General features: G+C 56.0%; 13 protein-coding genes. All 13 read right to left on the reverse strand.

Annotation, left to right across the window (positions count from 1 at the left end; genetic code table 11):
• Positions 1–2: 2 nt before the first annotated feature.
• The 13 genes from AAF463_RS13475 to pdxB all read right to left on the reverse strand — a co-directional run bounded on the left by AAF463_RS13475 (position 3) and on the right by pdxB (position 12,537).
• On the reverse strand, positions 3–719 hold the full coding sequence (locus AAF463_RS13475; RefSeq protein WP_008105190.1) for an ABC transporter permease: 717 nt from the start codon (positions 717–719) through the stop codon (positions 3–5).
• A complete protein-coding gene (locus AAF463_RS13480) occupies positions 716–1,402 on the reverse strand; it encodes a histidine ABC transporter permease HisQ (protein WP_008105192.1) in 687 nt (228 codons plus the stop codon). The genes AAF463_RS13475 and AAF463_RS13480 overlap by 4 nt, the downstream gene beginning before the upstream one ends.
• A gap of 194 nt (positions 1,403–1,596) precedes the next feature.
• Entirely contained in the window at positions 1,597–2,379 is a 783-nt protein-coding gene (argT, locus tag AAF463_RS13485) for a lysine/arginine/ornithine ABC transporter substrate-binding protein ArgT (RefSeq protein ID WP_101763640.1), read from the reverse strand.
• 278 nt (positions 2,380–2,657) lie between these two features.
• Entirely contained in the window at positions 2,658–3,227 is a 570-nt protein-coding gene (locus AAF463_RS13490) for a UbiX family flavin prenyltransferase (protein ID WP_061717852.1), read from the reverse strand.
• A 116-nt stretch (positions 3,228–3,343) separates the two neighbouring features.
• Positions 3,344–4,861: an amidophosphoribosyltransferase gene (purF, locus tag AAF463_RS13495; protein WP_101763639.1), complete on the reverse strand. Its 1,518-nt coding sequence runs from the start codon at positions 4,859–4,861 to the stop codon at positions 3,344–3,346.
• A 36-nt stretch (positions 4,862–4,897) separates the two neighbouring features.
• Positions 4,898–5,383, reverse strand: coding sequence for a colicin V production protein (cvpA, locus tag AAF463_RS13500; protein ID WP_064739347.1), 486 nt, complete (start codon positions 5,381–5,383; stop codon positions 4,898–4,900).
• A gap of 250 nt (positions 5,384–5,633) precedes the next feature.
• Positions 5,634–6,383 carry a cell division protein DedD gene (gene dedD / locus AAF463_RS13505; RefSeq protein WP_350260937.1) on the reverse strand — a complete coding sequence of 250 codons (750 nt, stop codon included), beginning with the start codon at positions 6,381–6,383 and terminating at the stop codon, positions 5,634–5,636.
• Positions 6,373–7,638 carry a bifunctional tetrahydrofolate synthase/dihydrofolate synthase gene (folC, locus tag AAF463_RS13510; RefSeq protein WP_350260938.1) on the reverse strand — a complete coding sequence of 422 codons (1,266 nt, stop codon included), beginning with the start codon at positions 7,636–7,638 and terminating at the stop codon, positions 6,373–6,375. The genes dedD and folC overlap by 11 nt, the downstream gene beginning before the upstream one ends.
• A 125-nt stretch (positions 7,639–7,763) precedes the next feature.
• Complete coding sequence (accD, locus tag AAF463_RS13515) at positions 7,764–8,672, reverse strand: acetyl-CoA carboxylase, carboxyltransferase subunit beta (protein ID WP_008105205.1); 909 nt, start codon at positions 8,670–8,672, stop codon at positions 7,764–7,766.
• A 132-nt stretch (positions 8,673–8,804) separates the two neighbouring features.
• Positions 8,805–9,458: a DedA family protein gene (locus tag AAF463_RS13520; RefSeq protein WP_101763636.1), complete on the reverse strand. Its 654-nt coding sequence runs from the start codon at positions 9,456–9,458 to the stop codon at positions 8,805–8,807.
• 36 nt (positions 9,459–9,494) lie between these two features.
• The gene (gene truA, locus AAF463_RS13525) at positions 9,495–10,301 is read right to left on the reverse strand and encodes a tRNA pseudouridine(38-40) synthase TruA (RefSeq protein WP_350260939.1); all 807 of its coding nucleotides are present in this window, start codon (positions 10,299–10,301) and stop codon (positions 9,495–9,497) included.
• The gene (locus AAF463_RS13530) at positions 10,301–11,311 is read right to left on the reverse strand and encodes an aspartate-semialdehyde dehydrogenase (protein ID WP_137386205.1); all 1,011 of its coding nucleotides are present in this window, start codon (positions 11,309–11,311) and stop codon (positions 10,301–10,303) included. Before AAF463_RS13530 ends, truA begins: the two co-directional genes overlap by 1 nt.
• A 101-nt stretch (positions 11,312–11,412) precedes the next feature.
• The gene (pdxB, locus tag AAF463_RS13535; protein WP_350260940.1) at positions 11,413–12,537 is read right to left on the reverse strand and encodes a 4-phosphoerythronate dehydrogenase PdxB; all 1,125 of its coding nucleotides are present in this window, start codon (positions 12,535–12,537) and stop codon (positions 11,413–11,415) included.
• Between the last annotated feature and the right edge of the window lie 56 nt (positions 12,538–12,593).

Here is a 12,593-nt window from a genome sequence, read left to right on the forward strand (position 1 = left end):
ACTCAATGCGATGAAGAAGGTTTTACGTGCGCCAGGAAGCGTTGTTCAGCTTTGCGGAACAAGCTAATCAGCCCGTAAGAGATAATCAGATACAGCACCGCAGCGATGCCAAACGCGGTAAACGGCTGATAGGTGGCCGAGTTGATATCGCGCGCGATTTTTAACAGATCCGGCACCGTCGCGGTAAACGCCAGCGCGGTGGAGTGCAGCATCAGGATCACTTCATTGCTGTACGCCGGCAGCGCGGTGCGCAGTGCCGACGGCAGAATGATGCAGCGATACAATTTAAACGGTGAGAAGCCATAGGCACGCGCCGCTTCAATTTCACCGTGCGGCACCGAACGAATCGCACCGGCAAAGATTTCGGTGGTATAGGCACAGGTATTCAGCGTGAACGCCAGCAGCGTACAGTTCAATCCACTGCGGAAGAAGGCGTTCAGCAGCTCGGTGCCCTTCACCACTTCCAGCGTGTACATGCCGGAGTAGAACACCAGCAGCTGCACATACAGCGGCGTGCCGCGAAACACATAGGTGAACAGCCAAACCGGCGTGGAGATAAAGCGGTTAGAGGAGACGCGCGCAATCGCCAGCAGCACCGCGAGCGAACCGCCAATCACCACCGAGATGATCAATAACCACAGCGTAATCGCGATGCCGGTAAAACGGTAACCATCGGTCCAGAGCAGCTGTTTCCAATACTCCTGAATAATCTCAATCATAGCTCTGCCCTTTTCACACCCACCGTGTAGCGACGTTCAAGCCACCACAGCACGCCATTCGACAGCGTGGTAAACACCAGATAAATCACACCTGCCACAATGGCGAAGTAGAACGGCTGCCAGGTACTTTTACCTGCCAGCTGCGTGGCTTTCACCACATCTTCCAGCCCCAGCAGCGAAACCAGCGCCGTGGCCTTGAGAATAACCTGCCAGTTGTTGCCGATGCCCGGCAGCGCAAAGCGCATCATGGCCGGGAACAGAATGCGACGGAAGGTTTGCGAGCCGGTGAAACCGAAGGCGGTTGCCGCTTCGATCTGCCCTTTTGGCACCGCGAGAAACGCACCACGGAAGGTTTCAGTGAAGTAGGCGCCGTAGATAAAGCCGAGCGTGATGATACCGGCGACCATCGGGTCGATATCAAATTGCGCCAGTCCCAGCGCATCAGTGAGGGTATTCAAGGCGATCTGCAGACCGTAGAAGATCAGCAGCATCAACACCAAATCAGGCACACCGCGGATTAAGGTGGTGTAGCCTTCAAACAACATCGCCAGCGGGCGACTGCGGGAAAGTTTGGCGCCAGCGCCAATCAAGCCGAGCACCACCGCCAGCAACACGGAACTGAGCGCCAGCTCCAGCGTCACAAGGGTGCCCTTGAGGATTACTTCGGAATAGCCATACAACATGGGTTCAATCCTGTCGTGAGGGTAAATTACAAACGCTGCCCAACTGACGGACAGTCCTAACCAGGAAATTTGAATCGCAGGATGGATGGCGGCAAGCGTATGAAGCCGGGCAGTTTACATAGGTAAGCGCCCGGAGTGAATACTTATGTGCAACCTTCCTGCCTTTCACAGACCAGGATTAGGAAACAGGATAATTAATCGCCGTACACGTTGAAATCAAAGTACTTCTTAGCAATCTTGTCGTAAGTGCCGTCTTTACGCATCTCAACAAAAGCTTTATCGATCGCGGCCTTCAGATCGGCGTCATCTTTACGCAAGCCCATACCGGTACCGACGCCAAAGATCTTGTCGTCTTTCACTGCCGGGCCGGCAAACGCATATTTAGCGCCAACAGGCTGCTTCAGGAAACCTTCGCTCGCCTGCACTTCGTCCTGGAACGCGGCATCAATACGACCGGCATTCAGATCCTGATACACCAGATCCTGGTTAGCGTAAGGCGTAACGGTGACACCTTTTGGCTGCCAGTACTCTTTTGCATAGGTTTCCTGAGTGGTGCCCTGCAGCAGACCGATGTTTTTCCCTTTCAGGGATTCAATGGTCGGTTGCAGCGTGGAACCTTTCGGTGCCACTAAGCGCGCGTTCGCCGCATACAGTTTTTCAGAGAAGTTGATCTCTTCCTGACGCTTTTCGGTAATTGAGAGAGAAGAGATGATGGCGTCGATTTTCTTCGCTTTCAGCGACGGGATCAGCGCATCGAAATCACTTTCCACATAAGTACATTTTGTCTTGATACGTTTACAAATTTCGTTCGCCAGATCGATATCAAAGCCCACCAGCTGACCTTGCGCGTTCTTGGATTCGAATGGCGGATAAGTCGGGTCAGTTCCGATGCGCAGCGACTGCGGCACAGCGGCGAAGACGCTCGCGCTACTTACCATTGTCAGCATCAGAGAAAGAGCCAGAACTCGCTTTTTCATAGGTAACCCTCAAGTGAAGTGCTTATTGTTATGTGGTGCGTGATGTGTTGGTTTGCGCTGTAAGATGTGCACGTTTCATGCCAGTTGTGCGAATTGGCTAAACGCTGCGCAAGCGCGCTAAATACTGCGCCGGTTAGCGGCGCAAGCACTTAGTTTGTGAGGGAAATATAACAGCGGTGTGAGGAAGAAAAAGCGACATTGTTAACTTTTGGTGCACAAGATGCACGAAGAGTGATCGCACACGCGAATTTGCACACGAGCAGTGCATTAATGCACCATTATGCGCCACTCCAGCGAGTGAAAAGATCTTCTGGCAGCTCAATATCGAACTGATCGAGCACACGATTCACCGTTTGATCGACTAAATCGCCGATGGATTGCGGACGATGATAGAACGCTGGCACCGGCGGCATGATCAGCGCGCCCAACTCTGCGGCAGTGGTCATCATGCGCAGATGTCCCAAATGCAGCGGCGTTTCACGTACACACAGCACCAGCTTACGCTGCTCTTTTAGCACCACATCGGCGGCGCGGGTCAGCAGGCTATCGCTGTAGCTGTGCACGATCCCTGACAGCGTTTTCATCGAGCACGGCGCGATCGCCATGCCGAGAGTCTTGTAAGATCCGGATGAGATGCTGGCGGCGATGTCGCGCACGTCATGCACCACATCGGCCATCGCTTGCACCTCGCGCAGGCTGAAATCGGTCTCCAGCGCCAGCGTTTGCCGCGCGGCGGGGCTGATCACCAAATGGGTTTCCACCTCCGCCAGCGGTTGCAGCACTTGCAACATGCGTACGCCGTAGATCGCGCCGCTGGCGCCGGAAATACCAATGATCAGTCGTTTCATAATTCAGCCTTGCAGGTTCAGATTGCGGCAATGATAGCGGCTCACTGAACAAAAATACAAAAACAAACAGGGCGGGATTGCGCCCGCCCTGCTTTTACTCTGCCATAACCTCTGGCTTAGCCTTCGTTGTGCAGCTCCAGACCTTCCACTTCTGTCTGACGCGCGATGGCTTTGGAATCGTCATTACGCAGCGACTGCAGATACTCAAGGTACTGTTGATCGACATCTTTGGTGACGTAGATGCCGTTGAATACCGAGCACTCAAAGTTGGCGATATCAGGGTTCTCTTCACGCACCGCTTCAATCAGGTCGTTGAGATCCTGGAAAATTAACGCATCCGCTTTAATCAGCTGGCAGATCTCATTCACTTCACGGCCATGCGCAATCAGTTCGGTAGCGCTTGGCATATCAATGCCATAGACGTTCGGGAAACGGATTTCCGGTGCCGCCGAGGCGAGATAGACTTTTTTCGCGCCCGCTTCACGTGCCATCTCAATGATCTGCTCGGATGTGGTGCCGCGAACGATGGAGTCATCCACCAGCAACACATTCTTATCACGGAACTCAGCACGGTTGGCGTTCAGCTTGCGGCGAACGGCGCTGCGGCGCTGCTGCTGGCCGGGCATGATAAAGGTACGGCCAACGTAGCGGTTCTTCACGAAGCCCTGACGATATGGCTTGTCGAGGATACGTGCGATTTCCAGCGCGATATCGGTTGAGGTTTCCGGAATCGGAATCACCACATCGATATCCAGATCTTCCCACTCGCGGGCAATTTTGTTACCCAACTTGGTGCCCATACGCACGCGTGCGCTGTACACCGAGATTTTGTCGAGGAACGAGTCCGGGCGCGCAAAGTAGACGTATTCAAACAGGCACGGATTGGTTTTCGGATTCTCAGCGCATTGACGCGTAGAGAGCTGGCCCTGCTCGGTGATGTATACGGCTTCGCCAGGCGCTACGTCACGAATGAACTCGAAGCCCAGCGTATCAAGCGCGACGCTCTCTGACGCCACCATGTATTCGGTGCGGCCATCGGCGATAACGCGCTTGCCCAGCACCAGCGGACGAATACCGTTGGGATCGCGGAAGGCGACCATTCCGTGTCCGATAATCATTGAAACCACTGCGTAAGCGCCGCGCACCTGCTGATGCACAGCCGCCACCGCAGCAAAAATGTTGTCAGCTTCCAGCGGATAGTGCTGAAAACGGTCCAGCTCCTGCGCGAAGATGTTCAGCAGGATTTCGGAATCTGAGGTGGTATTAACGTGACGGCGACCCGTTTCGAACAGCTGTTTACGCAGTTCGTGGGCGTTGGTCAGGTTGCCGTTATGCGCCAACGTGATGCCGTAAGGAGAGTTCACGTAGAAAGGTTGCGCTTCAGAGGCGCTGGAGCTGCCTGCCGTTGGGTAGCGCACATGACCAATCCCGATGTTGCCCTGCAGACGCTGCATATGGCGCGCTTCGAACACATCGCTGACCAGGCCGTTGGCTTTACGCAAACGGAAGCAGTTAATAGCATCGATGGTACAAATGCCGGCGGCATCCTGCCCGCGGTGCTGAAGCACCGTTAACGCGTCATAGATTGACTGGTTTACTGGCATGAAACCGGTGATACCAACAATACCGCACATATTGTCATTTCCTCATTAGCCGCACTCCCGATGGTGTCACCGGGGTAAAAAACTCGACGTGCTTTTCAGGTAATCGAAAAACCACCTGATGATGTAACTGAACTGGGGAATGAGTTGCGACTGTTGCCAGTCCGGGCTTTTAGAAAAGCCGGTGAATGTATCGAGAAAGAACAGCATAGCAGACACGATCAGCACACCGCGCAACGCCCCGAAACAGACACCCAACACCCTGTCGGTTCCCGACAAGCCGGTTTTTTCAACCAGCGAGCCGATCACATAGTTCACGATGGCACCCACAATCAGGGTGGCAACAAACAACACCGCGATAGCGATGCCGTTGCGAACCAGTTCGTCGTCAAAACCTGTAAACCAGACTGCAAGGTAGGCGTAATAATGACTGGCGACAAAAAACGCGCATCCCCAGGTAACGAGAGATAAGGCTTCCCGGACAAACCCGCGAATCAGGCTGACCAGAGCCGAAAAACCAACTACCGCAATAATGACGTAATCAATCCAGATCATGAACTCTTCCAGCCCAGTGCTATCGCACCCCTGCATCCAGTTCGGGGCGCATTCTAACAGAAAAAGAAAACGTTTGCGTAGGGTTTTCCGGTTCTGTTTCCGCAAAAAGGGCGATGAAAAAAACTTTCCTCGCCCTGTGTATTATCAGTGATTTAATCCACTGATATTCAATGATTTTCTTGTCGCGCTTCGCTACAAAAATTTTGTAAAGCCGCGCCTTTTTCTGCTATTGGCGCGGCTTATCAGCGCGTTATCGCGCGCTATACGGTTTCACCACGCCACCGAGGCCGGAGATGCTTTGCAACTCACTCAGCGAGCCTTGCAGCTTCGCTTTATTGGCATCCGGACCGACGTAAATGCGGGTGATTTGTCCCTGCACCGGCGTAGACGGCACGGTAAAGGCGCGATAACCGGAAAGACGCAGCTGCGCCACAATCTCGCTCACTTTCGCCGCATTCTTCAGCGCTCCGAGCTGCACCACAAATGCCTGACCAGCTGGCGCTGCGGGTTCGCTCTGCTTCGGCGTTTCCACCGGTTTCGGCTGCTCTACCGGCTTCGGCTGCTCGACGGGCTTCGGCTTCGGTTGCTCCACCGGTTTTGGCTTCGGCTGTTCAGCCGGCTTCGGTTTCGGCTGCTCGACCGCTTTTGGCTTCGACTGTTCCACCGGTTTCGGCTGCACTTGCTGATGCACCGGCGGCGGCGTGACCACGCTGGGCTCGCTATTCTGCGTGGGCTGCGCGCTGCCGTAAGTGGCGGTCTTACCACCGTTCTGATTCTGGGCCGCGCCCGCCCCTTCCGGCGGCTGCGCCGGCAAGGGTTGCGTCACCGGCGGCACCATTTCGCTATCCTGCTGATCGTCCGGTTTTGGCACCAGCGGAATGGCGGCGAACTCTTCTTTATAATGTTTCTTCTTACCGTCCAGTAGGCCGGGCAAGACGATGACACCAATCGCCACCAGAATGACCGTACCGACTAAGCGATTTTGGAACTTACTTGCCACTGCCGTTCTCCGCTGCCATCGATTCCATAACCTGCGCTACGGTGTGGAAAGAGCCACACACCAGAATCACATCTTCGGGACGCGCCTGCTGACGCGCCGCTTGCCAGGCTGCATCAACGTTGCTGTAAGCCACACCGCCGTCCAGATGAGCCAGCAGCTCATCGGCGGAGGCACCGCGCGGACCGTCGAGCGGCGCGCAGTACCAGCGATCAACCTGTGGTGCCAGCGCCGCCAGCGTGCCCGCGATATCTTTGTCGTGCAGCATGCCGACCACCGCATGCACTTCACCGCTGTGCGGCTCTTCAGCCAGACGCGAAGCCAGATAATAAGCGGCATGCGGATTGTGCGCCACATCGAGAATGACGCGCGGCGCTTCGCTGACGGTCTGGAAGCGCCCCGGCAAAATCGCCAGCGGCAGATGCTGACGAATAATCGCTTCGCTTACCGTTAAACCCGACGCACGCAGTGCGGTCAGCGCGGTGGCGGCATTGGGTAACGGCACCTGCGGCAGCGGTAAATCGCGCAGCTCGCCGTGCGCATCCTGCAACGTCCAGCTGGTACCCGTTTGCTGCCACTGCCAGTCGCGATTGCGCTGCAGCAACACCGCGCCCTTCTCCGCTGCGACGTCGGCGATGGTGCCCGGCATATCGGCTTCACCGACAATTGCTGGTTTACCTGCGCGGAACACGCCGGCTTTTTCCCGACCGATACTTTCACGATCCGGACCCAGCCAATCGGTGTGGTCGAGCGCGATGCTGGTGATCACTGCCACGTCGGCATCGACAATATTGGTGGCATCAAGACGTCCGCCCAGGCCGACTTCAAGGATCACCACGTCGAGATTCGCCGCGCGAAACAGATTGAAGGCCGACAAGGTGCCGAACTCAAAATAGGTGAGCGAAATATCACCGCGCCCGGCTTCAATCGCGGCAAAACTGGCGCTGTGCTGCGCTTCATCCAGTTCAGCGCCCTGCACCCGTACACGTTCGGTGTAACGCACCAGATGTGGCGAGCTGTAAACGCCCACGCGATAGCCCGCGGCCATCAATAGCGTTTCCAGCGTGCGGCAGGTGGTGCCTTTGCCGTTGGTACCGGCGACGGTGAAGACAAAAGGAGCGGGTTTGAGCAGGTCGAGGCGTTCGGCGACGCGTTGAATACGATCCAGACCCAGTTCAATGGCCTGCGAATGCAGATGCTCAAGATAATGAAGCCACGTGGCCAAAGGCGACGTGGCTTGAGGAAGAGAATTATCCATGTGTCCCGTTCAAAATCAATACATCGAGTAACTTAAGGTCGCGGACCACGTTGGATGCAACCTTAAGTATTCAATGTAGACGGTGCATTGGAGGAAAGGAACGTTAAGCGCCTTTCCGTTGCCTGTCAGGCTTCGTTGCTCTCCGGCTCAGCCACATTTGGCTGATCACCATCCAGCTGCGGCGCTGGCAGGTTCATCATTTTCGCCAGCAGGCTTGCCAGCTTAAAGCGCATTTCCGGACGACGGATGATCATGTCGATTGCGCCTTTCTCGATCAGGAACTCACTGCGCTGGAAGCCCGGCGGCAGTTTTTCACGCACGGTCTGCTCGATAACGCGTGGACCGGCAAAGCCAATCAGTGCTTTCGGTTCCGCCACGTTGAGATCGCCCAACATCGCGAAGCTGGCTGAAACGCCGCCCATGGTTGGGTCAGTCAGCACGGAGATATACGGCAAGCCGCGCTCCTGCATTTTCGCCAGTGCCGCACTGGTTTTCGCCATCTGCATCAGCGACTGCAGCGCTTCCTGCATACGTGCACCGCCTGACGCGGAGAAGCAGATCAGTGGGCAGTTGTCTTCCAACGCCTGCTCAACGCCACGCACAAAGCGCGCGCCAACCACTGAACCCATTGAGCCGCCCATAAAGGAGAACTCAAAGGCCACAGCAACAATTGGCATGCCGTGCAGCGTGCCTTTCATCGCCACCAGCGCATCTTTCTCACCGGTGTCTTTCTGTGCGGCGACCAAACGGTCTTTATACTTCTTCGAGTCGCGGAACTTCAGTAGATCTTTCGGTTCCAGCTCGCTGCCCAGCTCAACCAGCGAACCTTCATCCAGCATGCTATGCAGACGCTCACGGGCGTGCATGCGCATGTGATGGTCGCACTTCGGGCAGACCTCGAGGTTACGCTCCAGCTCGGCGCGGTACAGCACCTGCCCACAACTATCGCACTTGGTCCACACCCCTTCCGGGATGCTGGCTTTGCGCGTTGGCGTGGCAGTGCTTTTATTCAGTATGCGTTCAATCCAGCTCATTGATGACCTTTCTATTTAATGCTGACCTGGTCCAGTCTTCTCATTGCTGCTGAAATCACCTTCAGCAGGCCGTAAATGTCGCTCATTAAACCACAACCCGTTCACGCTGTGGATAAAAATCTGGTAACGAGCTTACTGCGACTTCTGCTGGCGGCGATGACGCCACACTTCAATTACGCCTGGCAGTATAGAAACCACGATGATGCCGACGATCAGCAGCTTCAGGTTCTCCTGCACAACCGGCAGGTCGCCAAACAGGTAACCAGCGTAAGAGAACAGCAGCACCCACAGCAGTGCGCCCGTCACATTGTAGAGCGCGAAGTGGCGATAAGACATGTGTCCCATCCCCGCCACAAAGGGGGCAAAGGTTCGCACGATTGGTACAAAGCGCGCAAGTATAATGGTTTTGCCGCCGTGGCGATCGTAGAACGCGTGGGTTTTATCCAGGTAACTGCGACGGAAAATTTTCGAATTCGGGTTGCTGAACAGCTTCTCACCGAACAGACGACCAATCGTGTAGTTCACCGCATCACCGAGGATGGCGGCGATCACCAACAGCGTTACCATCAGGTGAACGTTGAGATCGTTACCCGGCAAGGCCGCCAGCGCACCGGCAACAAACAGCAGGGAATCGCCTGGCAGGAACGGCGTGACCACCAAACCCGTTTCACAGAACAGAATCAGGAACAGAATGGCGTAAATCCAGATGCCGTACTGCGCCACCAGCTCGGCCAAATGCACATCAATATGCAGAATAAAATCGACTAAAAAGTGGATGAAATCCATATAACCACAACTCCCCTAACACCCAACAATTAACGGTTAATCCGCGAGGAACAACGGTCCCAACGCAGGCTGAGGTAATGCAAAGTGGGATGGATAATCCACCGCTACCAGATAAAGGCCTTCGGCTTTGGCGGTCGCCGCCGCCAGCTTACGATCTTTGGCCGCGAGCAGCGTCGCCATCCACTCTTCCGGCTGGTTGCCGGTGCCGATTTCCATCAGGCTGCCGACAATATTACGCACCATGTGATGCACAAATGCATTGGCTTTGATATCCACCACCACATACGGCCCATGACGCGTGACGTTGAGATGCATCACGTTGCGCCAAGGCGTGCGTGACTGACACTGCACCGCGCGGAACGAAGTGAAGTCATTCTCGCCAATCAGCGCCTGACCAGCGCGCTGCATCTTCTCTGCATCCAGCCGATGGTAATAATGGGTAATGCCATTGCCCAGAATCGCCGGACGCAGCCGATGGTTGTAAATCACGTAGCGATAGCGGCGTGCCGTGGCGCTAAAACGCGCATGAAACTCGTCCGGCACCGCTTTCACCCAGCGCACCGCAATGTCATCGGGCAGATTGGCATTCACGCCCAACGTCCAGGCTGCGTCAGCACGCGGTGAGGTGGTTTCGAAATGCACCACTTGTCCGGTGCCATGCACACCAGCATCGGTACGGCCCGCGCAGAACACCACCACCGGATGATCGGCCACTTTCGACAACGCCTTTTCCAGCTTTTCCTGCACGCTGCGCACTTCATTTTGCCGCTGCCAGCCGTAATAACGGCTGCCATCGTATTCAATACCCAACGCCAGCTTAAGCGTTTTCCCTTCAGGCAACATTAATAGAAATACTCCTGCACCAGTTTCTCAGCCGTTTTCACCGCCATCAGTGCACCGCCGAAACGGATGTTATCTGCCACAGACCAGAACTGTAGCAGCTCTGGGATGCCGTAATCATTGCGCACGCAGCCAATGCTCAGCACGTCGCTGCCGGACGCATCGCCCACCTGCGTGGGGTAATCGCTCTCTTCACTCAGGTTGATATCAACGGAGCGGCCCAGTTCATCGCGCGCTTCTTCTGCAGAGAGCGGACGCAGATTCTCCACGTGTACGATCTGCGCATTGCCGTAGAACACCGGCGCCTGCACGCTGCTTACCGCGATCGGCAAACCTTCGTCCTGCAGCACTTTACGCACCTGCTCGACCACGCGACGCTCACTCTCGACGCTGCCATTGCTGTCCGCCAGCAGCGGCAAAATGTTGAACGCCAGCTGGCGGCCAAAATAGTGCGTTTCCGCCGGCACGCCGTTCAGCAAACGCGCACTTTCACCGGCCAAACCATCAACCGCCGCTTTACCATGGCTCGAGGCCGCAATCAGGTTGGTAACCTGCAAACGGCTCAGACCAGCCAGATCCACCAGCGGTTTGATTGAGCACAGCAGCTGGCTTACCAGGCTGTCGGCAACGGTAATGATGTTGCGATTGCGGTAATCCGCCAGCACCTGTGGATTCACATCCGGCACCACCAGCGGCACATCCGGTTCGAGCGCGAACAGATCGCTGCTATCGATCACCAGACAACCCTGGCTGGCGGCTTCTTCGGCATAGCGCGCCGAGGCTTCACGACCCGCAGTGAAGAACGCCAGCTGCACTTGCGTCCAGTCAAATTCGGCCACGTCCTGCACCAGCACGGTACGTCCCTCAAAACGTTTGTTCTCACCGGCACCGTTTTCACTCGCCAGCAAATACAACTCACCAACCGGGAACTGGCGTTCAGCCAGCAGTTCCAGTACAGCGTTCCCTACTGCGCCTGTTGCGCCCAAAAGCGCGATATTCCAGCCGTCAGACATGTTGGTTACTCCAGAGATTGACACAAAAACAGAAGGCGATGAAAACATCGCCCGAGATTTAGGAATTATCCCCCGCAATAGTGCAGGTGATTGAAATTTCTTTACAAACTGGCGCGGAAGCCAAGCTGATTGAGCATCGCCGCCGTCTCCGCATCATCGCAATGCACCTGCAGCGATGACCATTCACGACGCTCTTGATATTGCTTGCGCAGGCGATCAAACTCGCCTGACTTTGCCGCCACTTTACGCAGTGGCGCATCGTCGCGGCGCACATCATACACCAGATGCACTAAGCGTTTTAGCGTTGGCTGATCGAGCTTGCCGCGCAGGGTGACAGAACCGAATTCAGGTGCCGGCAGCAGGCTTTCCAGCGCCACCTGCTGCGGCTGGCCGATAAAGTCGCACCAGGCTTCAAACACTTGCGTGGTGCCGCGCGCTTTACCTTCCAGCGTGTAGCCAGCGATATGGGCGGTGGCGATATCCACTTTATCCAGCAGATCGAGCGACAGATCCGGCTCCGGCTCCCACACATCCAATACCACGCTAAGATCGTGGCGCATCTTCAGCACTGCCAGCAGCGCCGCGTTATCTACCACCGCACCGCGGCAGGCGTTGATCAGAATAGTGTTGGGTTTGAGCGCCATCAGCAGCGCCGCATCGGCCAAATGCCAGCTTTTATACGGGCCATCTTTAAACAGCGGCGTGTGGAAGGTCAGGATGTCGGCCTGCGCCACCAGATCATCCAGCGAATGGAAGGTTTCCTGATCGCCACGATCGGCGCGCGGTGGATCGCACAGCAGCGTTTTCACGCCCCAGGCTTGCAGACGCTTCTGCAGGCGGCCGCCAACATTCCCCACGCCAACAATGCCCACGGTGCGATCGCGCAGTGCAAAACCATCGCGCTCCGCCAGCAGCAGCAGCGAGGAGAACACATACTCCACCACCGCAATGGCATTACAGCCAGGCGCCGCAGAGAAGCTGATGCCTGCCGCCGCCAGTGATGCTTCATCAATATGATCGGTGCCGGCGGTCGCAGTGCCGACAAACTTCACCGGCGTACCGGCCAGCAGTGCCGCATTCACTTTGGTGACGGAACGCACCATCAATCCGCTGGCGTCCTGCAGCTCAGCTTCCGGCAACGGACGTCCCGGCACCGCGAGCACATCGCCGGTGCGGCTGAAGAGTTCACGGGCATAAGGCATATTTTCATCGACGAGAATTTTCACTGCGGCGGTCCTGTCTGCAAAAATTTAAGGCGCGTATTTTGCCATAAAGCCGGGGA

Origin of the sequence: Pantoea sp. BJ2 (assembly GCF_040255075.1) — a bacterium.
Classification (GTDB): domain Bacteria; phylum Pseudomonadota; class Gammaproteobacteria; order Enterobacterales; family Enterobacteriaceae; genus Pantoea; species Pantoea leporis.